Raw genomic sequence first — 21,116 nt, forward strand, 5'->3', positions numbered from 1 at the left:
CCCTCGGCGCCCGCACCGACGTCAACGACGCCGTCCACAGCTACGGCGGCATCGTCCTCCACGACGTCATCAACAACACCTTCGCCAAGAAAGCCGTCGAGAAGGGCGCCGACGGACTCATCGCCGTCGCCGCAGGCGCCGGCGGACACGCAGGCACCCTCTCCCCCTTCGCACTCCTCCAGGAAATCCGCGAATGGTTCGACGGCCCGGTCCTGCTGTCCGGCTCCATCGCCCACGGCCGCTCCGTCCTCGCCGCCCAGGCCGCGGGCGCCGACCTCGCCTACATCGGCTCCGCCTTCATCGCCACCGAAGAAGCCACCGCCGACCAGCGCTACAAGCAGATGATCGTCGACTCCACCGCATCCGACATCGTCTACTCCAACCTCTTCACCGGAGTACACGGCAACTACCTCCGCGGCAGCATCGAAGCCGCCGGACTCGACCCCAACAACCTCGCCGTCTCCGACCCGACCGCCATGAACTTCGGCGTCGGCGAAGACGCCGACACCGCCGCGAAGTCCGAAGCCAAACCCTGGCGCGACATCTGGGGAGCCGGACAGGGCATCGGCGCCATCGACGCCGTCGTCCCGGCAGCACAGATCGTCGAACGCCTCAGCCGTGAGTACGCGGACGCGAAGGCCCGCCTGGGATAGGCGCTACGCGCTCGTGCGCCTTTCTGGTAGCGGGAACAACCAGAAAGGCGCACGGGCGGCGAAGCCGCCTACCCGGCCGCGATGTCGCGACCGATGATTTCCTTCATGATCTCGGTGGTTCCGCCGTAGATCGTCTGGATCCGGCTGTCGACGTACGCACGGCCGATGGGGTACTCCATCATGTAGCCGTAGCCGCCGTGCAATTGGACGCAGCGGTCGATGACGCGCTTCTGCAGTTCACTGGCCCACCACTTGCCCTTCGACGCGTCGACGGCGGTGAGTTCGCCTGCGTTCGATGCGAGTACGCAACGGTCGATGTGGGATTCGGTCACCTCGATCTCGGTGAGCATCTCCGCCAGCGCGAACCGAGTGTTCTGCAAATCCCCGATCGGCTTGCCGAAAGCCTTCCGCTCGAACACGTAGTCCCGGGTCCACTGATAGGCGGCCTTCGCGGCGGTGATCGCGTTGACCGCGATCGAGATACGTTCGAGGGGGAGGTTTTCCATGAGATGGACGAAGCCGCGCCCCTCGGTGCCGAGCAGGTTGGCCGTGGGCACCCGCACGTCCTCGAACACGAGTTCCGCCGTGTCCTGACCGGCCAGGCCGACCTTGTGCAGCTTGCGGCCCCGGCTGAAGCCGGGCATGCCCCGCTCCACGACGAAGAGCGAGAACCCCTTGGAACCGGCGTTCGGGTCGGTGCGGGCGACGACGATGACGAGGTCGGAGTGGATGCCGTTGGTAATGAACGTCTTCTGGCCGTTGATCACCCACTCGTCGCCGTCCCGCACCGCGGTGGTCTTGACGCCCTGCAGGTCGCTGCCGGCGCCCGGCTCGGTCATCGCGATCGCGCCGATCAGCTTCCCTGCGGCCATGCCGGGCAGCCACCGCTGCTTCTGCTCGTCGGTGCCGAGGTTTACGATGTACGGGATGACGATGTCGTCGTGCACGCTCAGGCCCGACCCGAATGACGTCGTCGCGGTGCGGGCGATTTCCTCGGCGACGACGTACCGGAAGCGGAAGTCGGTGACACCGGAGCCGCCGAACTCCTCCGGCACGGCGAGTCCGACGATCCCCGACTTTCCGGCGGCCAGCCACGCCGCGCGGTCGATCAGCCGGTCGGCTTCCCACTGCTCGTAGTGCGGTTCGATCTCGCGGGCGAGGAACTCGCGCACCGTTTCCCGGTACGCTTCGTGATCCTTCTCGAAGATGTTGCGCTGCATGACTTCTCTCCTACGATCGGATCAGGCGCTGACGGGAACCGACAGGCCGGCGAGGCGTTCCGCGATCAGCGCCTCCGCCTCGGCGACGATGCGTTCGACGAGTTCACCGGCGGTCGGGATGTCGTGGATGATGCCCTGGACGGTGCCGGCGGTCCAGATGCCCGCCTCGGGGTCGCCGTTCTCGAACACGGTGCGCCCGCGGGCACCGGCGACGAGTTCCCGGACGTCCTCGAATTTGCCTCCGCGGTCGAGGATCTCGACGACCTCCCGGCTCACGGTGTTGCTCGCGACGCGGGCGGTGTTGCGCAGCGGCCGGAAGATCAACTCGGTGTCGGTCTCCTTGGCGGCGACGATCGCTTCCTTGATGTTCTGGTGGATCGGCGATTCGGCGGTGCACATGAAGCGGGTGCCCATGTTGATCCCGTCGGCGCCGAGCGCGAGGGCCGCGACCAGCCCACGCCCGTCCGCGAATCCGCCCGACGCGACCATCGGGATGGTGATCTGTTCGGCGGCGGCGGCGATGAGCACCAGCCCGGGGATGTCGTCCTCGCCGGGGTGGCCGGCGCATTCGAAGCCGTCGATGCTGATGCCGTCGACGCCGCTGTCCTGGGCCTTGATCGCGTGCCGCACGCTGGTGCACTTGTGCAGCACCTTCACGCCCGCGGCGTGGAAGTCGGGCAGGTGCGGCGCGGGGTTGGAGCCGGCGGTCTCGACGATCTTGACGCCGGACTCGATGATGACCTGCCGGTACTCCTCGTACGGCGGCGGCGTGATCGCCGGAAGGATCGTCAGATTCACGCCGAAGGGCTGGTCGGTGAGTTCGCGGGTGCGGGCGATCTCGTTGGCGAGGTCCTCCGGGGTCGGCTGGGTCAGTGCGGTCAGCAGACCCAGCGCACCGGCGTTGGCGACGGCGGCGACGAGTTCGGCGCGACCGACCCACTGCATGCCGCCCTGCACGATCGGGTGGCGGACGCCGAAGGTCTTGGTGAATGCGGTGGAGAGCAAGGCACGGCTCCTCTGGGGAAACGGTTCAGTGAGCGGGTAGATACCCGACGGTGTGGAGAGCGATGTCGACGTAGCGGCCTGCGACCTGCTCGGGAGTCAGTGCTCCGCCGAGCTGGTACCACCGCGGAATCGACTGGAACATCCCGAGGAGCGCGCGCACGGTCTCGGGGACGTCCCCGCTGTGGAACACGCCGCGGGCGACGCCGTCGGCGACGAGGTCGACCATCATCAATTCGAGTCGCTTGCGGGTCGCGGCGTAGCGACTGCGGCTGTCGGCCGAGACGTGCCGCAACTCGGTGTCGAGGGAGACGTGGCGCACCCGGTGCGTCATGTACAGGACGATCGCCTCGACGACGTTGGCGAATTGCGCCACCACGTCGTCGCCGGCCTCGCGGGCGGCTGCCTCGGCGCGTTCGTTCAGTTCGCGCATCTGCAGTTCGAACAGGGCCACGAGAACGGCTTCCTTGCTCTCGTGGTGGTAGTACAGGGCGGGGACGGTCACCCCGACACGACGGGCGATCTGCCGCACCGTCGTGCCGTGGTAACCGTTCTCGTTGAACAGATCCAGTGCCTGCTCGAGGATGGGCGTCAGCGTCAGGGCCTCGAAGGTCCGCCAGTCGGCGTACGCCGTCTCGGTGGTGGCAGGCCCGTCCTCGCGCAGAGTCACAGGTCGCCGATCAGCGCGGTGCCATGCGGATGGCGCCGTCGAGACGGATGGTCTCACCGTTGAGCATCGGGTTCGACACGATGTGCGCGGCGAGGGCGCCGTACTCCGACGGGTCGCCGAGACGCGAGGGGTGCGGCACCTGGCCACCGAGCGACTGCTGCGCGGCCTCCGGCAGCGACCCGAGCAGCGGCGTCTTGAACAGTCCGGGAGCGATCGTGTTGACGCGGATCAGCAGCGAGGCGAGGTCGCGCGCGATCGGCAGGGTCATGCCGACGACGCCGCCCTTGGACGCGGAGTACGCGGCCTGACCGATCTGGCCGTCGTACGCGGCGACGGAGGCGGTGTTGATGATGACGCCGCGTTCGCCCTCGATCGGCTCAGTTTTCGAGATGCGCTCGGCGGCAAGGCGGGTCACGTTGAACGTGCCGATCAGGTTGACTGTGACGATCTTGGTGAAGTCGGCCAGCGGGAACGCACCGTTCTTGTTCACGGTCTTGATGGCGTTGCCGATGCCGGCGCAGTTCACGGCGACCCGCAGCGGTCCGAGCGATTCCGCGACGTCGAGTGCGGCGGCCACGTCGGCCTCGCTGGTGACGTCGCCTGCGGCGAACCGCACGCGGTCGCCGAGTTCCTTGGCGACGGTCTCACCGTCGGAGGACGGCAGGTCGATGATGACGACGCTGGCGCCGTCGGCGAGCAGTGCCTTGGTGGTGGCGAGGCCGAGGCCGGAGGCACCGCCGGTGACGAGTGCGACGCTGTCGTTGACGATCATGTCTTACCTTTCGGAAGCAGGTTTTCGGGAAAGTGTGGGTCAGATGCGTTCGATGATGGTGGCGTTGGCCATGCCCGCGCCCTCGCACATGGTCTGCAGGCCGTAGCGTCCGCCGGTGGCCTCGAGGTTGTTGACCAGGGTGCTCAGCAGGCGGGTACCCGACGATCCGAGCGCGTGCCCGAGCGAGATGGCGCCGCCCCACGGGTTGAGCTTGGCCGGGTCGGCCCCGAACTCGTGCGCCCACGCCAGCGGCACCGGCGCGAACGCCTCGTTGACCTCGTACGCGTCGATGTCGTCGATGCTCAGCCCCGACTTGGCGAGGATCTTCTTCGTCGCCGGGATCGGCGCCGTGAGCATGAACACCGGGTCGTCACCGGCGACGGCGAACGAGTGGAACCGGGCCCGCGGGGTCAGACCCAGCTTCGACGCCATCTCCTCGCTCATGATCAGCGCCGCGGACGCACCGTCGGTCAGCGGGGACGAGTTGCCGGGGGTGATGTGCCACTGCGCCTCGGGGAACCGGGCCGCGTACTTCTCCGAGTAGAACGACGACTTCAGCCCGGACAGTCCCTCGGCGGTGGTCGTGGCGCGCACCGTCTCGTCGACGGTGTGCGTAACCGTCTCCCCGGCGGCGTTGGTCACGTCGATCGGGATGATCTCCCTGGCGAACAACCCCTTCGACGCGGCGTCGGCGGCACGCTGATGCGACTGCGCGGAGAACGCGTCGAGGGTGTCGCGGTCGAACTTCCACTTGGCGGCGATCAGTTCCGCGGAAATACCCTGGTTGACAAGGCCTTCCGGGTAGCGTGCGGCGATGCCCGGACCGGACGCGTCCTGACCGAGGGTGGTCGTCCCCATCGGAACACGCGACATCGACTCGACACCCGCCGCGATCACGATGTCGTAGGCGCCGGCGATCACGCCCTGCGCCGCGAAGTGCGCCGCCTGCTGGCTCGAGCCGCACTGGCGGTCGACGGTGGTCGCCGGAACCGAATCCGGGAACCCGGCCGACAACACTGCCGTCCGGGTGATATTGAGGGCCTGCTCGCCAGCCTGGCCGACACAGCCGCCGATGACGTCGTCGACCAGCACGGGGTCGATGCCGTTCCGTTCGACGATGGTGCGCAGCACGTGCGCGAGCAGTTCCACCGGGTGCGTACCCGACAGCGCACCGCCGGGTTTGCCCTTGCCGGAGGCGAGGCGGACTACGTCCACGATGACAGCGTTGGTCATGATGTTCCCTTCGATTGTGTGGCTCCGCCACCCGTGAGTACTTGTTAACCGCCCGCGGTTAACAAGTACTCACGGGTCAGCGGCCCTGCCAGACCGGTTGCCGCTTCTCGGCGAATGCCGTCGGCCCTTCCTTGGCGTCCGCGCTGGTGAAAATGGTGGCGATGGCGGCGGTGTTCGCCTCCCATGCCCCGTTGCCCCAGTCGGGTTCGGTTGCGGTGCGGTGGATCATGGCCTTCGATTCGCGCACCGACAGCGGTGCGTTGGCGGCGATCTGCTCGGCGAGTTCGAGCGCGACCTCGAGGGCGGTGCCCGCCGGGGCGACCCGGTTGACGAGGCCCAGTTCCTTGCCCTGCGCCGCGGTGATCGGTTCGCCGGTCAGCGCGATCTCCAGCGCGATCTTCTTGGGGATCTGCTGCTGCAGGCGGATCACGCCGCCCGCGGCGGCGAACAGTCCGCGCTTGACCTCGGGGAGCCCGAGTTTCGCTTCCTCGTCGACGACTGCGAGGTCACTGGCGAGCACCAGTTCGGTGCCGCCGCCGAGGGCGAAGCCGTTGACCGCGGCGATGGTCGGCTTGCTGATCCAGTGTTGCGCGTATCCGGCGAAGCCCCATTCGGGGTGCCCGTCCGCAGCGATGTTCCCGCCCGTGGAGAGGGCCTTGAGGTCGGCGCCGGCGCAGAACGCGCGGCCGGACCCGGTCACCACGACCACCCGTACGTCGGGGTCGTTCTCGGCCTGCTCGAGCAGATTGCCCACGGCGGTCGACAACGCGCCGTTCACCGCATTGAGCGCTTTGGGGCGGTTCAGCGTGATGATGCCGATGCCGCCGCGCCGCTCCCACAGTGCGGCTGCCTCCGTCGTCTCCGTCTGTTCTGGCACGTCTCATCCTCCGACTCGGCCTGATTACTGATCGCTCGTTAAAGTTAGTACCACGCCGCCGAGCGCAGGGTCAATGGCCGACTTTATCTAGCGCCCGTTCAGTAGCGTCTGGTATGGATAGTCAGGGACCGACGGAGGAGACCACCACGTGTATGCCCAGCAACTGACCAGCGCTTCCGGCCCTTCCGGAGTGCAGCTCGCCGAGATCGACGAACCCGACGGAACCGGACGCGTCGTCGTCGATCTGCACGCCGCCGGCGTCGCCTTTCCCGACCTGCTGCAGACCACCGGCAGCTATCAGGTCGTCCGCGACATGCCCTTCGTGCTGGGGCTCGAGGGTGCGGGCGTCGTCCGCAGCGCCCCCGCGGACAGCGGCATCCGGGCGGGACAGCGGGTGGCCGTCCTCCCAGCGGACGGGGCGTGGCAGCAGACGGTCGCGGTGGAACCCGACTCGGTGTTCCCCCTCCCCGACTCGGTGTCGCTCGAAGCGGGCGCCGGATTCCTGCTGAACTACCTCACCGTGCACTTCGCTCTCGACGAGCGTGCCCGCTACCGCGCAGGCGAGACGGTGCTGGTGCACGGCGCCGCCGGCGGTGTCGGGGTGGCCGCGCTGCAGGTCGCGGCCGCGCTGGGGCTCGAGACGATCGCCGTGGTCAGCACGGAGGAGAAGGCCGGCATCGCGAAGGCCAACCGCGCCGATCACGTCGTCCTCGTGGACGGGTGGAAGGACCGGGTCCGCGACCTCACCGACGGCCGCGGCGTGGACATCATCCTCGACCCCGTGGGCGGCGACCGGTTCACCGACAGTCTGCGCAGCCTCGCACCCAACGGCCGGCTCGTGGTCCTCGGTTTCACCGGCGGCGAGATCCCCACCGTCAAGGTCAATCGGCTTCTGCTGCGTAACATCTCGGTCCTCGGCGCGGGATGGGGCGAGTACGTGCGCACCCATCCCGGTTACACGGGCCGGCAATGGGCGGCCCTGAGCCCGCTCCTCGAATCCGGCGCGCTCCGGATCACCGAACCCACCGTCTACTCGTTCGAACACGCCAGTGACGCACTGCGGACACTCGAAACCCGTTCCGCCACCGGCAAGATCGCCCTCTCCGTCCGCCCTTCCTGACTAAGGATCCTCATGAGCTCCGACATTCCCGGCGTGCACACGACTGTCGACAACGGCGTCCTCCGCGTCACCATCGACCGCTCGTCCCGCATGAACGCCGTCACCACCGAGTCCCTCGACGCCATCGCCGACGCCTTCGGCAAGCACGCGGGTGACGCGGAGGCGCGGGTCGCAATCCTCACCGGCGCCGGTCGCGCCTTCTGCACGGGTGCGGATCTGGGTGGTCTCGACACCTCCGCACCGCCGTCGTCCGCGACGATCGACGCCGCGAACCGCGCGGCGGCCGCGATCCGCGCGTTCCCCCGGCCCGTGATCGGTGCGGTCAACGGTCCCGCGGCGGGCGTCGGGGTCTCGCTCGCCCTGGCCTGCGACCTCACGATCGCCACCGAGACGAGCTATTTCCTGCTCGCCTTCACGAAGGTCGGCCTGATGCCGGACGGCGGCGCCACCGCTCTGGTCGCCGCGTCGATCGGCCGCGCCCGCGCGCTGAAGATGGCGCTCCTGGCCGAACGGCTGCCCGCGCGTGAGGCTCTCGCGGCCGGGTTGATCGCCGACGTGTACCCCGACGACGAGTTCGCCGCGACCGTCGACGCCCTCGCCCGACGTCTCGCCGACGGACCGTCGGAGGCCTTCCACTTCACCAAGGACGCCGTCAACGACGCGACGCTCGTCGAACTCGACAACGCGTTCGCCCGCGAGCGTTCGGGCCAGATCGATCTCCTCGCAGCCCCCGACTTCCAGGAGGGCGTCGCGGCGTTCCTGGAAAAGCGTCCCGCAGTGTTCGGTCGGGTCTGAGGACGCCGCCGTGACAGCGGACGTCACCGTGACAGCGCCGTCGCACGCTCAGCCGTTCGCCTCGCGGCGGACGCACTGGGCCAATCATGTTGCCCGGCATGCCTTTGCGAAACCCGATGCGGTGGCGCTCCGGTTCCGGGGCGCCTCGACCACCTGGCGTGAACTCGACGACCGCAGCGCGCGAACCGCGGCGGTGCTCGCCGCCCGCGGTGTCGCTCGCGGCGACCGCGTCGTGCTGGTGCTCACCAACCGCCCCGAGTTCCTCGAGGTGATACTCGCCGCGACGCGCCTGGGTGCGATCGCTGTCCCCGTCAATTTCCGGCTGAGTCCCGGCGAGGTGACATTCATCGTCGCCGACAGCGACGCCGCCGTCGTGGTCGTCGAGGATTCACTCGTCGACCTCGCCGCCGAGGTCGACGACGCCGTGCATGTGCTCGTCGTCGGCGACGCCGCCGACGACGTCTCACTCGAGAAGGCTTTGCGCGCAGCCGATCCCGATGTTCCGATCGCGGACGTGCCGGAGGACTCCCCCGCCGCCATCATGTACACGTCCGGCACCACCGGACGCCCGAAGGGCGCGGTGCTGTCGCACCTGAATCTGCAGGCGCAGGCGCTGACCCTCATCCGGGGATGGCGACTGTTCGACACCGAATCCGAGATCAATCTGGTCTCGTCGCCGCTGTTCCACATCGCCGCCCTCGGCAGCGTCGGGCCGTTCCTGCTGATCGGCGCGACCGTCGTGATCCATCCGACCGGTGCGTTCGACGCGACGGAGGTACTCGACGCGCTCGAGCGCGAGCGGGTGACCAGTGTGTTCATGGTGCCCACCCAGTGGCAGGCCATCCTCGACGACGCCGTTCCCGCGGGCCGGGATCTGGCCCTGCGGGTGCTGGGATGGGGCGCCGCGCCTGCCACCCCGACACTCCTCGACCGCCTGAACGCCGCGTTCCCCGACGCCGCGATCGTGGCCTTCTTCGGGCAGACCGAAATGTCGCCGGTGACGTGCATGCTCGACGGCAAGGATGCCGTGCGCAAGATCGGGTCGGTCGGGAAGCCGATCGACACGGTCGCGATGCGCGTGGTCGACGAGGCGATGAACGACGTGGCGCAGGGTGAGATCGGTGAGATCGTCTACCGCGGGCCGGGACTCATGGAGGGGTACTGGCGCAACCCGGAGGCCACCGCGGACGCGTTCGACGGCGGCTGGTTCCACTCCGGCGATCTGGTGCGCGTGGATTCCGAGGGCTTCGTGTACGTGGTGGACCGCAAGAAGGACATGATCATCTCGGGCGGGGAGAACATCTACTGCGCCGAGGTCGAGAATGCACTCGCCGCCCACCCGGACATCGTCGACGTCGCGGTGATCGGGCGGGCCGACGAGCGGTGGGGCGAGGTTCCCGTCGCGGTCGTGGTCCCGCGGGCCGGGGCCGCGCTCGGCGTCGACGCCCTCGCGGACTGGCTCGACGGCCGGGTCGCCCGGTACAAGCGGCCCAGGTTCGTCGAGATTCTCCCCCAACTGCCCCGCAACGCTAGCGGCAAGGTCGTCAAAGGCGTTCTGCGCGAGCAGTTCGGCGCGCTGAGCAGTTAACCGGCTTGCGGCCGGAGGTGGCGGACGAAAAAATCGGTCTCGTCCGCGACCACCCGCTCGAACAGTTCACCGAAGTAGGGGTCGAAGTGCCCGCCCGGGTACACGTGCACCTCGGCGTCGGGGGTCCTGGCCGCGGCCTTCTGCGCACGGCGGGTGAACGTGACGACGTCGTTGTCGGCGATGGCGAAGAAGACGGGGCAGGCGATCTTCGCGACCGTCCTCGTCGGCCGGTACAGCGCCGCCTGCAACGCCACCCGTCCCGGGGTTTCGTTGCGCCACGTCGAACCGGGCGGATCCATCGCGTGATACCCCGCCTCCGCGTCGGGTGAGGTCATGGCCGCGAACGAGCCCGGCGGCCCGACGACCGGGAACATGTGCGGCGGCCGGTGTCGCAGTTGGGCGTACCGGTCGCGCAGGTAGGCGACCGCCATGCGGCCGAGCCCGGCCGGCCCGAGTCGCGGGAGGTTGGTCAGCCCGTCGACGTACGGAACCTGCGACACGACCGCGGCGACGCGACGGTCCCGCGCTGCCGTGGTCAGGACGAGCCCGCCGGACAGTGACGTCCCCCAGAGCGCGACCCGGCCGGGGTCGATGTCCGGGCGGGTGCACACGTACGCGACGGCGCTGTCCCAGTCGTCGAGCTGACTGTCGATGTCGAGCAGTTGCCGGGGTTCGCCCTCGCTGGCGCCGAAGTGCCGGTAGTCGAACACCAGCGCCGCGATTCCCGCGGCCGCGAACCGCGCCGCGAAGGCGTCGAGTCGCTGCTCGCGCACTCCGCTCCAGCCGTGCGCGAGCACCACACAGGGTGCCGGCGTACGTATTTCGGATCGGCGACGGTACAGCCAGGCGGCGCAGCGCTGCCCTCGCGAGGTGAACGAGACGTCCTCGCGGCGGACGTCAGGGCACGACCGACCAGCTTCGACGGGTGTCGGCCGAGGATTCATGGAGGCGCCTCCGAGAGGTGTGGACACCGTTCAGTCTCGGGCCCTTCGGAGACCTGCGACAGGCACCCTAGGGTGACGAATCCGCACCCCAGGGTGGAAGATCAGCTCTCGAGGGCGACTCTCATGCGCTCGAGGGTCTGCCGCATCCCGTCCTGCATCAGCCGGTCGCGGTTGCTGCCCAGCACCTTCGATTTCTGCACCAGTCGCACCCACCATACGGGCGTCGCGTAGATCTCCCGGGTCTCGGTGACGAGAGTGCCGGAGCCGGAGGGTTCGAGGTTATACGTCCAGCGCGCCTTCGGTTCGTCCGCCTCGAACGAGAACCTCTGTTCCGGAACGACATCCACGACGGTGCAGTGCGTCTTCCAGCGCACCGGCCCGTGCCGGTTGGCGCCGACGAACCGGGACCCCACCGTGACCGGGGTGCCCGACGTCCAGCGCGCCCCGGTGTTCTCGGGACTGAACCGGCCCATGCCCTCGACGTCGGTCACCACACCCCACACCTCGCCGGGCGGGACGTCGATCAGGATGCTCGCGCGGTCCACCTCTAACGGCCCGGAATCCACTGCAGCGCCTTCACGAAGGGCGGCATGATCTTGGCCCATACCTTCGGCGACAGTCCCCGCGGACCGCCGAGGTTGAGGACGCGGGTAGTCGCGATGGTCTGCGGCTCGGTGTACTTGAGGAGCCCGTCCTCGCCGTGGCGGCGCCCGACACCGGACACCCCCATGCCGCCCATCGGCGCTCCGGTGCTGCCCCACGCCGGTGCGTAACCCTCGTCGACGTTGACGGTTCCGGCATGGATCCGTGCGGCGATGGCCTCGCCCTCCGCCTTGGTTCCCGCCCACACGCTGGCGTTCAGGCCGTACTCGGTGTCGTTGGCGCGTTCGACGGCCTCGTCGACGTCGGCGACGGGGTAGATCGAGACCAGCGGCCCGAACGTCTCGTCGCGGTAGCACTCGGCGTCTTCCGGGACACCGGTCAGGACGGTCGGCTCGTAGAACAGCGGTCCGAGGTCGGGGCGTGCCTTGCCGCCCGCGACCACGGTGGCGCCCTTGACGACGGCGTCGTCGACGTGGCTGGACACGGCCTTGACCTGGTCCTCGGACACGAGGCTGCCCATTTCGATGCCGAAGTCGTAGCCGGCGCCGAGCTTCATGTTGCGGACGCGTTCGCCGAACATCCGGGTGAATTCGGGTGCGATGGATTCCTCGACGTAGATCCGCTCGATGGAGATGCACAGCTGCCCGGAGTTGGAGTAGCAGGCGCGCACGGCGGCGTCGGTGACCTCACGGAGGTTCGCGCCTGCGGTGACGATCATCGGGTTCTTGCCGCCGAGTTCTGCGGAGAAGCCGATGAGACGACGACCGGCCTGCTCGGCGAGGAGCTGACCCGTCGCCGAGGACCCGGTGAACATCAGGTACTCGGTGTTCTCGACGAGGGCGGTGCCGACCACCGAGCCCGGTCCGGGGACGACGGCGAACAGATCGCGCGGCAGCCCGGCCTGGTACAGCAGATCGACGCAGGCCAGGGCGCAGTACGGGGTCTGACTGTCGGGCTTGAGGACGACGGCGTTGCCGGCGAGGAGCGCGGCGACGGCGTCCGACACCGCGAGGGTCATGGGGTAGTTCCACGGCGAGATGACGCCGACGACGCCCTTCGGCTGGTACCGCACCACCGTCTTGGTGAGGCCGGGCAGCATGCCGGAGATGCGGCGGGGACGCAGCAGCTTGGGGGCGACGCGCGCGTAGTGGCGGGCGGTCATCGAGATGTCGAGGACCTCTTCCTGCGCGGCGGCGCGGGACTTGCCCGTCTCGGCCTGCGCCATGTCCATCAGGGCGTTGCGGTTCTCGAGCACCAGGTCGCGGTAGCGGTGGAAGATCGCGGCGCGTTCCGTGACAGGGCGGGCGGCCCATTGCTTCTGCGCCACCCGGGCCCGCGCGATCGCGGCCTCGGCATCCTGGGCGGTGCCGACGGGGACGGTGGCCAGTTCCTTGCCCGTGAACGCCTCGACGACGGACCGCGTCGGGCGATCCGCGGCGTCCGGGATGGCGATGAGGTCGGCGAGCCGCGCGAACGTGGCGGCGGTCGGAACAGGCATTTCGTACCCCTACTGGTTAGTAGTTTTCGCGGTTACACATAACTTACCCGTTCGGTGGGCTGAGTCACAGGGCGGATGGATCAGTGCCGCTCCTCGAGCCCGACCGCCTCCCGCAGCTTTTCCTCCGCCTTCCTCAGTTCGGGGTCGTCCTGGGCAGAGGAGTCGAGCAGCGCGGCGAGGGCCTCGGCGATGACGTTGAGTTTCTCCTGCAGCGCCTCGGCCGATCGCCTGGCCGCGTTCTCGAGCAGAACCACGAGCAGCAGCGTGAACACGGCGCCGACAGTATGGATGGCGATCTGCCACTCGTGGAGGTCCTTCCACAGCGGAATGCTGACGACCCACAGGACCACGACGCCGGCGCAGATCCCGAAGAACGGCGCCTGGCTGACCCGGAGTTCGATCTGCTCGACGAACTTGTCGAACGTCGACCGTTGATCGGTGCGCTGCTCGCGTGCAGCCTTCGCACTGCGTTCCATCTTCGGAGTCTAGGCTCAGCTGCCACTCCCGATATGCCCGTTTCGGCCGATACGCCCGTAGTGGCGGCAACCAGCCAATCATCGGGAAGTGATTGACATCACATCACCGATCGAAGACACTAACCGGCACGCGACAACTTGAAGTTGGCGTCATGTTCTAGTCCAGCGCAGACCTACCTCGAGGAGTGATCGGATGACTTCATCCGCGGTGCAGCCGAGTAAGGACACAGCCGTCTCACGCACGCGTGCACATCGGAAACTGCTTGCGGCGGGACTGGTCGGCAGCTCGATCGAGTGGTACGACTTCTTCCTGTACGGAACCGCTGCGGCACTGGTCTTTCCCCACGTCTTCTTCCCCGGCGCGTCGGCGTTGGTGGGCACCCTGCTCTCGTTCAGCACGTTCTGGGCCGGCTTCCTCGCCCGCCCGCTCGGGGGCCTCGTCGCCGGTCACTTCGGCGACAAGTACGGCCGCAAACCGGCGGTCGTGACCTGCCTGCTGTTCATGGGACTGGCGACGTTCCTCATCGGCTGCCTGCCCGGCGCCGCGACCATCGGGATAGCGGCTCCGATCCTGCTGGTGGTCCTGCGGTTTGTCCAGGGCCTCGCGTGCGGTGGTCAGTGGGGTGGGATCGTGCTGCTGCTGACCGAATCGGCCAGTCCCAAGCGCCGCGGATTCTCCGGCACCTTCGGGCAGATGGGTGTCTCGTTCGGTGTGCTGCTCGGCAACCTCGTGTTCCTCGGCGCCACCGCCGCGATCTCGAACGAGGCGTTCCTCAGCTGGGGCTGGCGGATCCCGTTCCTCGCCAGCGCACTGCTGTTCCCGGTGGTGCTCTACATCCAGACCAAGGTCGAGGACACCCCTGAGTTCCGGGACCTGCAGGACCAGGCGCAGAAGAAGAACGAGACCGTCGTCCGCGCACCGCTGACCCAGGCGATCAGGGACCACTGGCGCAAGATCCTGCTCGGCTGTGGACTGCTCGCGGCCACCAACTCCCTGTTCTACATCTCCATCGCCGGGGTGCTCAGCTACGGCACCGCGGAACTAGGAATGAAACGCAATGACCTGCTCGCGATCTCGTTGCTCAGCGCGGCACTCACGGTCGGGGTGGTGCTGTGGTCCGGGCACATGTCCGACAAGATTGGGCGCAGGCCGATGATCCTGATCGGTGCGGCGATGATCATCGTCTGGGCGTTCCCGTACTTCTGGCTGATCAACACCCGGAACTTGGTGCTGTTCTTCGTCGCCGTCACGGTCGGTAGCGTCTTCCAGTCCATGACGTACGGGCCGATCGCCGCCTACATGGGAGAGTTGTTCGCTCCCAACGTTCGGTACTCCGCCGCCTCGCTGGCATACCAGCTGGCCGCGATCACGGTGAGCGGCGGCACCCCGTTCATCATGACCGCGCTGATCGCCAAGACCGGGACCACCACGTTCGTCGCGGTCTTCGTCGCGCTGATGGGGCTGGTCACGTTCCTGTGCGCGTGGAAGCTCCGCGAGACCAATACCGCCGAGGTCCGCAACGATCCGGCCGCCGTGCCCGGCGCCCAGTTCTACTAGACACCCCGCCGTTTCACGACGCGCTCATGCCCAGTTCGCGGTCCGGGTGAATCCCTCCGGGCGTTCCGCCTGCAGCCGGAGCAGCTCACCGCGGACCCCGGCGTCCAGTGCGGCGTCGAGGACCGTCCATGCCAGCGCCGTCGCACCGTCGATGATCGCCGTGTCGGCGGCGGGAGTCGCCGCGGCGTCTGCGAAGTCGGCGTTGTGCGGGATCGCAGTGCTCCCGAGGACGGCGATCCCGGGGTGGATGGACGGCACGACCTGGGACACGTTGCCCATGTCGCTGGACCCGCCGCCCAGTGCGGCGGATGTCAGTTCGCGACCGGTGGCCTGCAGGTTCCGGTCCCAGATGTCCGCAAGCACCGGGTTCTGCACCATCGGCGCGTACGGCGGTTCCGTTGCTGCATACGCCCACTCGCATCCCGTCGCGATCGCACCCGCCTCGAAGCAGGCGAGCACGCGCGCTTTCACCTCACGCCAATCGTCGATCTCCGGTGCCCGCACCTCGACCTGCACGACCGTCCTGGCCGGGATGATGTTGGTGACGTCGCCGCCGTGCGAGACGAACGCGTTGACGCGGGTCTTCGCCCGGAACTGCTGGCGGACCAGCCCGATGGCGTTCAGCGCGATCGTCGCAGCGGCCCCGGCGTTGATCCCGTGCTCGGGTGCGCCGGCAGCGTGTGCGGCGCGGCCGGTGAATGTGACCTCGAACCGGTCGACCGCCTGCATCCACAGTGAGGCACAGGGCATGTCCGTGCCCGACGTGCCGTGGACCATCAGCGACAGCGCCGCGTCCTCCCACGCGCCGGCTTCGAGCATGGGAATCTTGCCGCCGCCGTGCTCCTCGGCGGGTGTGCCCAGCAGCTTGATCCGGAGTCCGGCCTCGTCGGCGACGGCCGCGAGCGCGAGGGCGGTGCCGACCCCGGCGGCCGCGATCATGTTGTGCCCGCACGCGTGCCCGACCTCGGGCAGTGCGTCGTATTCGGCGCAGATCGCGACGGTGAGGTCGCCGCTGCCGTAGGTCGCCTCGACTGCCGTGTCGAGTCCGTAGACGCCGACGGTGGTGTCGAAGCCGGCGTTCCGGAGCGTGTCGCCGACGAGGGCGGCCGCGTGGTGCTCCTCGAACGCGATCTCGGGGGTGCCGTGAATACGATGGCTGAGCGCGAGCAGCTCCTGCTCGTTGTTCCGGATGATCTGCGCTGCAGCGTCCTTCAGCGCGACCGTACGTGCGTCGGTGGTGTCGCCTACAGGGGTGGCGAGAGTCATGAGCGGGTGCCTTCCTGGTGAATGTGAACGACGGTCACTGCGCGACAGCGACGATTTCGCGCAGAGGCGGCGCGACGATCCCGTCGGGAAGCGGTGAGTCGTAGGGGGTTTGCTTCGTGCGGGTGCTGAACTCCTTACGCGCCGACGCCAGCAGTTCGGCGTCCGTCAGGAGATCCACCGCGGTCGAGGCCATGATCTTCGCGGCGTGGATCATCCCCTTGTGCGCGGCCGGCAGCTTGCCCTGCGCGACCATCTGCCACGAGTGGGCGGCCGTGCCGACACCGACGCAGGCCGTGGCGCACTGCACGAGCGGCGTCACCCAGCTGACGTCGCCGAGGTCGCTGGAGCCGGTCATCGTCGGCCGCAGGGAGCGCGCGTCGAACGTGACGATCCCGGTGTGCAGAGCTCTTCCGTCGCTGTCGAATTCACCACCGAGCGTGCTCGCCGTGCGTCCCGACGCCGTCCTGGTGGTGAACGCCTCCGCGGACGCGAGATCGGTGTCGTCGAACGGCACCGGCCCGAGCTCGCGGAGCCGCTCCTGCATCGAATCCTCGAGGACGACGTTGGGCAGGATGTCCGAGCATCCGCCGTCGATCTCGATCTCGACCGTCGTCTCCGTCATCAGGGCGGCGCCCTCGGCGATCTTCGTCACGCGGGCGAACAGCTCGCGCATGCCGGCCACGTCGGGCGAGCGCACCAGGTAGTAGGCCTCGGCGGACGCCTGCACGACGTTCGGCGAGCGGCCGCCGGCGTCGAGGATCGCGTAGTGGATCCGGCAGTCCGACGGCATGTGCTCACGCAGGAAGTTCGTGCCCACGTTCATCAGTTCGAGGGCGTCGAGTGCACTGCGGCCACGTTCGGGGGACACCCCGGCGTGCGCGGCGATGCCGGTGAACCGGACGTACGCCTGAACGTAGGCGAGGGTCCGGATCCGTTGCACGGTGGTGGTGTCGCCGGGGTGCCAGGACACGGCGGCGTCGACGTCGTCGAAGGCACCTTCCTTCACCATGAACGTCTTTCCGGCGGCTGCCTCCTCGGCGGGACAGCCGTAGTAGCGGACGGTTCCGGGCAGGCCGTTCGCGTCGAGGTAGCGCTTGACGGCGGTCGCGGCGAGGAGTGAACCGCCGCCCAGCAGGTGGTGGCCGCAGCCCTGTCCGTTACCGGACTCGTTGCCGGGTTCCGGTTCCGGCACGGCACTTCCCGCCTTCTGGCTCAGCCCGGCGAGGGCGTCGTACTCGCCGACGATCGCGATCACCGGCTGCCCGTCTCCCGCTTCGGCGCTGAATGCGGTCGGGATTCCCGCCACCGACCGGGTGACGGTGAAGCCCTCTGCCTCGGCAGCAGCGATCTGCGCATCGACGGACGCGTGCTCTTCCCAACGCAATTCGGGGTTGTCCCAGATGGCATCACTCAACGCGGCGTACTGCGGGCCGAGCTCGTCGATGGTGCCGAGGAGTTGTGGATCGACAGACACTTCGATGTCCTTTCGTTCGGTGTCGCGGGTTCAGACGTGTACTTGCTCGCCGTCGGCGAGCGTGGGCTTGTCGTTCTCGGCGGTCGTCGCGGGAGATCGGAGTTTGCGCGCCAGGAGGGCCGTGACGACGCACAGTGCCGCGCAGACTGCCCAGACCACGTGATAGGCGCTCGCGGAGGGGATCTGCTTGCCGCCGGCGGTCAGTGCCGGGGTGACCATCGTCGACATCACGAGCGCGAACAAGGCACCGGACACCGCCCCCGCCGCGGTGCGGGACGTGTTGTAGAGGCCGGACGCGATGCCGACCGAATCCGGCGGCGCCTGCTGCACGATGACGGTGGGCAGCACCCCGACCACCACTCCGCCGCCGAGGCCCGCGACGACGAGCCACAGGGCGAACAGCGGGGCGCTGCCCGGAACGACGATCATCAGTCCGTAGGCCGCCGCCGAGAGCAGCGCACCCAGGGCGAGGGATCCGGGGACGGTGAGGACGGATCGGGCGAGCCGGTCGCTCACGGACGCGCCGACGAACATCGCGAGCGCAAACAACGCCAGGATCAGGCCGGTCACCGACGCGGTGACCCCCATCCCGTAGCCGTTGGTCTCCGGCATCGCACGCAGAAAGAGCGCGCACGGGGTCTGGACACCGAACAGCTGGGCGCCGAACAGCAACGCCATCAACATCGGTACCCGCATCCCTCGCCCGATGATGTCGAGGTCCACGAGGGGGTGTCGGACGCGTCGTTCCACGAACACCCACACGAGAAGAACCGCGGCCCCGACGCCGATGGCCGCCCACGTCAGCGCGCTCGTCCAACCCCAGGCGCTCGCATTGGACACACCGCCGAGCACGCCGAGCAGGCCCACCGTGAGCAGGACGGCACCGGCCCAGTCGACGGTTCCTTCCTTCCGCACCGTTGTCTCCGGGACGAGGAAATAGACGACGGGCAGGCAGAGCGTCATGAGCACGGCGGGTACGAGCAGGACCAGCCCGACATTGTCGACGACGGAGTCGAGGAGGAAGCCTGAGAGCAGGCCACCGACGGCGGCGCCCAGCGTCAGCGACCCGACGAGCCGGCCGATGCTCCGGCCGGCCGTGGCCGCGTTGCGGTCCCGCACGATCGCGAATTCGAGCGGCAGGAACGCCGCGAGCGGTGCCTGCAGCGCCCGGCCGACGAGCAGCAATTCGTAGGACGGCGCGAACGCGACGAGGTACGAACCGAGCGCGACGGAAGCGGTGGCGAGAACGAGAAGGCGTTTGTGCCCGAAGAGGTCGCCGAGCTTGGCGATCAGCGGCACGCAGGCCGCCGTTCCCAGCAGGTACATGGCGCTCACCCAGTTCAATGCGGCGGACGACGCGTCGAAGCGCTCGCCGATGGCGGGCAGCAACGGCGAGAACCAGCCCTGCAGCAACCCGCTCGCGAACTCCATGACCACGAGGAACCCGACCGCTGCGGTGGCAGCGTCGCCTCCCCGGATGTGGGGCGAAGTACTCATGTCGACTCCAAGAGGACGAGTGGAATGTGACTTATGGAAGAGTGCCGCCGCGTGAATTCCGTCGTGTAAATTTGCAGCATTCTCGGCATCGAAGGGCGAACCATGCAGGATTACGAGCCGGATGACGTCGACTTCTCACTCATACATGCACTGCAAATCGAGCCTCGGGCATCGTGGAAGGCGCTCGCGCCCGCACTGGCCGTCGACCCCGTGACGTTGTCGAGGCGGTACCAGCGGCTCCGCGACGCCGGCCTGATCTGGATCACCGGATACGACGCCGGGACGCCCGGGCGTGGCGCGCTGATCGAAATCGAATGCGCACCCGGACAATCCGTTGCCACAGCGGAGGCCATCTCCGAAGACCCGATGGTTGCGAGCATCGATTTCACGGCGGGCGGACGCGACCTGCTGCTCACCCTGATGGCCGAGGATTCGGCGGACACGTCACGATTCCTGCTCCACCGTCTCGGGGAGTATCCGGCGATCCGGCGAGCCCGGACACACCTCATCACGGAGGTGCTGTTCGAGGCCGGGAACTGGCGGCTGCGGACCCTGTCGGCGGAGCAGGTCGCCAAGGTTCCAGCAGCCCGACCGCCGCGGCCCCGCGCAGCGCGGACGGTCGCGCCCGGTCTCAAGCGACTGATCCATCACGAACTGGGCATCGACGGCCGCACACCGACCACGGCGATCGCGGAACGCGCCGGCGTCAGCAATCAGCGCATCACCGACGCGATCGCGACGATGCGACGGGACGGCTCCCTCCGGCTGCGCACCGACATCGCCCGCACCTACTCGGAGTGGCCGATCTACGCCTGGTACTTCATGCAAGTTCCCGCACCCCTGGTCGAACGGCTCAGAACGTCACTGGGCCGGATCGAGGAAGTGCGGCTGGCGGTGCTCGTTGCCAGCGAATACAACCTGATCATGGCCGTCTGGTTGCGCACCCTCAACGACGTCCACCGGTTCGAACTGCTCCTGGAGAAACTGCTGCCCGGGTCGCGGGTGGCGGACCGATCGGTGGTCATGCAGATCGGCAAACACCTCGGGCACATCCTGGACGACCGCGGACGCGCGACGGGTCCGGTGGTGTCCATGATTTCACCCGCCCCGACGTGACGGCGGGCCCCAATTCTCAGACGGTCCTCAGAAGAATCACAACTCGTGCCCCTAACGTGTCCCCGGCATACCCACCGACATTGGAGGACTCGTCATGAACGTTTCACGAGCACGTCTGCACCTCGGCATCGCGGCGGCCGGCACCCTTGCAGCCGCCGTGCTGGTACCGGGGATCGCCTCCGCGGATCCGGCCGACTCAGACTCCGCCCGCCTCGTGAACAGCACCTGCAGCTTCACCCAGATCGATGCGGCGATGCACGACGTGACCCCGCAGCTCGCCGCACGCCTGGATCAGGCACCCGAGCGCAAGGCTCAGCTGTCGGACTTCTTCTCGAAGTCTCCTGCCGATCGTCAGGCCGTCCTCGACGCGCACCCGCAGCTGAAGAGCCGGCTGGAGACCGTCCCGACCGAGGGTCCGGCTGTCGAGTGGCGCGCGAAGGCGCTGACGATCGCCGACACCTGCGGCAACTACTGACGAACGCGCGGCACGGTCGACAAGGATCGTGCCGCAACGGTTTTCGCTGCGCCATCGGCAAAACTGTTGTGAAATGCCGAAAGCCCCCCAACAAGGTTGGGGGGCTTTCGGTAACGGATGTTCGGCGGTGTCCTACTCTCCCACACCCTGTCGGGTGCAGTACCATCGGCGCTGGAGGGCTTAGCTTCCGGGTTCGGAATGGGACCGGGCGTTTCCCCTCCGCTATGGCCGCCGTAACTCTATGAAACTGTCACACACATGCTCCGCATGTGAATCGAG

The 21,116-nt window shown here is 68.3% G+C and carries 20 protein-coding genes and 1 rRNA gene; 7 read left to right on the forward strand and 14 right to left on the reverse strand.

All coding sequences use genetic code 11. The features are described 5' to 3' along the window. Positions 1-653 (forward strand): nitronate monooxygenase family protein (locus CA951_RS40880; protein ID WP_087562281.1); only part of this gene is annotated, 653 nt, incomplete at its 5' end. 68 nt (positions 654-721) lie between these two features. On the opposite strand, the gene CA951_RS40885 is transcribed toward CA951_RS40880, so the two are convergent. The 6 genes from CA951_RS40885 to CA951_RS40910 all read right to left on the reverse strand — a co-directional run bounded on the left by CA951_RS40885 (position 722) and on the right by CA951_RS40910 (position 6,427). Next, a complete protein-coding gene (locus CA951_RS40885; RefSeq protein WP_087562282.1) occupies positions 722-1,873 on the reverse strand; it encodes an acyl-CoA dehydrogenase family protein in 1,152 nt (383 codons plus the stop codon). A gap of 21 nt (positions 1,874-1,894) precedes the next feature. After that, on the reverse strand, positions 1,895-2,878 hold the full coding sequence (locus tag CA951_RS40890; RefSeq protein ID WP_087562283.1) for a nitronate monooxygenase family protein: 984 nt from the start codon (positions 2,876-2,878) through the stop codon (positions 1,895-1,897). Positions 2,879-2,903: 25 nt separating this feature from the next. After that, positions 2,904-3,545 (reverse strand): TetR/AcrR family transcriptional regulator, encoded by a 642-nt coding sequence (locus CA951_RS40895; RefSeq protein ID WP_087562284.1) that lies wholly within the window; start codon positions 3,543-3,545, stop codon positions 2,904-2,906. Between the two features lie 10 nt (positions 3,546-3,555). Next, a complete protein-coding gene (locus CA951_RS40900; protein WP_087562285.1) occupies positions 3,556-4,317 on the reverse strand; it encodes a 3-hydroxyacyl-CoA dehydrogenase in 762 nt (253 codons plus the stop codon). A gap of 39 nt (positions 4,318-4,356) precedes the next feature. Further along, positions 4,357-5,550, reverse strand: a complete 1,194-nt coding sequence (locus CA951_RS40905) for an acetyl-CoA C-acyltransferase (protein ID WP_087562286.1) — start codon at positions 5,548-5,550, stop codon at positions 4,357-4,359. Between the two features lie 76 nt (positions 5,551-5,626). After that, positions 5,627-6,427 carry a crotonase/enoyl-CoA hydratase family protein gene (locus CA951_RS40910; protein WP_087562287.1) on the reverse strand — a complete coding sequence of 267 codons (801 nt, stop codon included), beginning with the start codon at positions 6,425-6,427 and terminating at the stop codon, positions 5,627-5,629. Positions 6,428-6,575: 148 nt separating this feature from the next. On the opposite strand from CA951_RS40910, the gene CA951_RS40915 reads away from it, so the two are divergent. From CA951_RS40915 to CA951_RS40925, 3 genes are read left to right on the forward strand one after another with little or no spacing between them, the layout of a single operon-like run. Then, a complete protein-coding gene (locus CA951_RS40915) occupies positions 6,576-7,547 on the forward strand; it encodes an NADPH:quinone oxidoreductase family protein (protein WP_087562288.1) in 972 nt (323 codons plus the stop codon). Between the two features lie 12 nt (positions 7,548-7,559). After that, complete coding sequence (locus CA951_RS40920; RefSeq protein ID WP_087562289.1) at positions 7,560-8,342, forward strand: enoyl-CoA hydratase; 783 nt, start codon at positions 7,560-7,562, stop codon at positions 8,340-8,342. Positions 8,343-8,370: 28 nt separating this feature from the next. Continuing rightward, on the forward strand, positions 8,371-9,930 hold the full coding sequence (locus tag CA951_RS40925; protein WP_087562300.1) for a long-chain-fatty-acid--CoA ligase: 1,560 nt from the start codon (positions 8,371-8,373) through the stop codon (positions 9,928-9,930). Here CA951_RS40925 and CA951_RS40930 read toward each other — a convergent pair. The 4 genes from CA951_RS40930 to CA951_RS40945 all read right to left on the reverse strand — a co-directional run bounded on the left by CA951_RS40930 (position 9,927) and on the right by CA951_RS40945 (position 13,451). Further along, positions 9,927-10,874, reverse strand: a complete 948-nt coding sequence (locus CA951_RS40930; protein WP_087562290.1) for an alpha/beta hydrolase — start codon at positions 10,872-10,874, stop codon at positions 9,927-9,929. The genes CA951_RS40925 and CA951_RS40930 overlap by 4 nt on opposite strands. 101 nt (positions 10,875-10,975) lie before the next feature. Continuing rightward, positions 10,976-11,419: an SRPBCC family protein gene (locus tag CA951_RS40935; protein ID WP_087562291.1), complete on the reverse strand. Its 444-nt coding sequence runs from the start codon at positions 11,417-11,419 to the stop codon at positions 10,976-10,978. Between the two features lie 2 nt (positions 11,420-11,421). Beyond that, positions 11,422-12,975 carry a succinic semialdehyde dehydrogenase gene (locus CA951_RS40940; protein ID WP_087562292.1) on the reverse strand — a complete coding sequence of 518 codons (1,554 nt, stop codon included), beginning with the start codon at positions 12,973-12,975 and terminating at the stop codon, positions 11,422-11,424. A gap of 80 nt (positions 12,976-13,055) precedes the next feature. Further along, a complete protein-coding gene (locus CA951_RS40945) occupies positions 13,056-13,451 on the reverse strand; it encodes a low affinity iron permease family protein (RefSeq protein WP_087562293.1) in 396 nt (131 codons plus the stop codon). Positions 13,452-13,644: 193 nt separating this feature from the next. Here CA951_RS40945 and CA951_RS40950 point away from each other — a divergent pair, with 193 nt between their 5' ends. After that, a complete protein-coding gene (locus tag CA951_RS40950) occupies positions 13,645-15,009 on the forward strand; it encodes an MFS transporter (protein WP_087562294.1) in 1,365 nt (454 codons plus the stop codon). A gap of 24 nt (positions 15,010-15,033) precedes the next feature. Here CA951_RS40950 and CA951_RS40955 read toward each other — a convergent pair whose 3' ends face one another. From CA951_RS40955 to CA951_RS40965, 3 genes are read right to left on the reverse strand one after another with little or no spacing between them, the layout of a single operon-like run. Then, positions 15,034-16,275 carry an amidohydrolase gene (locus tag CA951_RS40955; protein WP_087562295.1) on the reverse strand — a complete coding sequence of 414 codons (1,242 nt, stop codon included), beginning with the start codon at positions 16,273-16,275 and terminating at the stop codon, positions 15,034-15,036. A 34-nt stretch (positions 16,276-16,309) separates the two neighbouring features. Next, positions 16,310-17,749: an amidohydrolase gene (locus CA951_RS40960; RefSeq protein WP_087562296.1), complete on the reverse strand. Its 1,440-nt coding sequence runs from the start codon at positions 17,747-17,749 to the stop codon at positions 16,310-16,312. A 30-nt stretch (positions 17,750-17,779) separates the two neighbouring features. Beyond that, entirely contained in the window at positions 17,780-19,246 is a 1,467-nt protein-coding gene (locus CA951_RS40965; RefSeq protein WP_087562297.1) for an MFS transporter, read from the reverse strand. A gap of 102 nt (positions 19,247-19,348) precedes the next feature. Between CA951_RS40965 and CA951_RS40970 the strand changes: the two genes are divergently transcribed. Together CA951_RS40970 and CA951_RS40975 are read left to right on the forward strand one after the other, a co-directional pair. Continuing rightward, entirely contained in the window at positions 19,349-20,362 is a 1,014-nt protein-coding gene (locus tag CA951_RS40970; RefSeq protein WP_087562298.1) for an Lrp/AsnC family transcriptional regulator, read from the forward strand. Between the two features lie 94 nt (positions 20,363-20,456). Then, the gene (locus CA951_RS40975; RefSeq protein WP_087562299.1) at positions 20,457-20,837 is read left to right on the forward strand and encodes a hemophore-related protein; all 381 of its coding nucleotides are present in this window, start codon (positions 20,457-20,459) and stop codon (positions 20,835-20,837) included. A gap of 119 nt (positions 20,838-20,956) precedes the next feature. Here the strand turns inward: CA951_RS40975 and rrf are convergent. Beyond that, positions 20,957-21,073: ribosomal RNA gene (rrf, locus tag CA951_RS40980) — 5S ribosomal RNA — on the reverse strand. Between the last annotated feature and the right edge of the window lie 43 nt (positions 21,074-21,116).

It is taken from the genome of Rhodococcus sp. NCIMB 12038 (assembly GCF_002165735.1).
Taxonomy (GTDB): domain Bacteria; phylum Actinomycetota; class Actinomycetes; order Mycobacteriales; family Mycobacteriaceae; genus Rhodococcus_F.

What these genes read in the sequence shown, in the direction of transcription:
- CA951_RS40885 (WP_087562282.1), bottom strand. Translation starts at nt 1,873, where the DNA reads ATGCAGCGCAACATCTTCGAGAAGGATCACGAAGCGTACCGGGAAACG.
- CA951_RS40900 (WP_087562285.1), bottom strand. Translation starts at nt 4,317, where the DNA reads ATGATCGTCAACGACAGCGTCGCACTCGTCACCGGCGGTGCCTCCGGC.
- CA951_RS40905 (WP_087562286.1), bottom strand. Translation starts at nt 5,550, where the DNA reads ATGACCAACGCTGTCATCGTGGACGTAGTCCGCCTCGCCTCCGGCAAG.
- CA951_RS40920 (WP_087562289.1), top strand. Translation starts at nt 7,560, where the DNA reads ATGAGCTCCGACATTCCCGGCGTGCACACGACTGTCGACAACGGCGTC.
- CA951_RS40930 (WP_087562290.1), bottom strand. Translation starts at nt 10,874, where the DNA reads ATGAATCCTCGGCCGACACCCGTCGAAGCTGGTCGGTCGTGCCCTGAC.
- CA951_RS40940 (WP_087562292.1), bottom strand. Translation starts at nt 12,975, where the DNA reads ATGCCTGTTCCGACCGCCGCCACGTTCGCGCGGCTCGCCGACCTCATC.
- CA951_RS40945 (WP_087562293.1), bottom strand. Translation starts at nt 13,451, where the DNA reads ATGGAACGCAGTGCGAAGGCTGCACGCGAGCAGCGCACCGATCAACGG.
- CA951_RS40950 (WP_087562294.1), top strand. Translation starts at nt 13,645, where the DNA reads ATGACTTCATCCGCGGTGCAGCCGAGTAAGGACACAGCCGTCTCACGC.
- CA951_RS40955 (WP_087562295.1), bottom strand. Translation starts at nt 16,275, where the DNA reads ATGACTCTCGCCACCCCTGTAGGCGACACCACCGACGCACGTACGGTC.
- CA951_RS40965 (WP_087562297.1), bottom strand. Translation starts at nt 19,246, where the DNA reads ATGAGTACTTCGCCCCACATCCGGGGAGGCGACGCTGCCACCGCAGCG.
- CA951_RS40970 (WP_087562298.1), top strand. Translation starts at nt 19,349, where the DNA reads ATGCAGGATTACGAGCCGGATGACGTCGACTTCTCACTCATACATGCA.
- CA951_RS40975 (WP_087562299.1), top strand. Translation starts at nt 20,457, where the DNA reads ATGAACGTTTCACGAGCACGTCTGCACCTCGGCATCGCGGCGGCCGGC.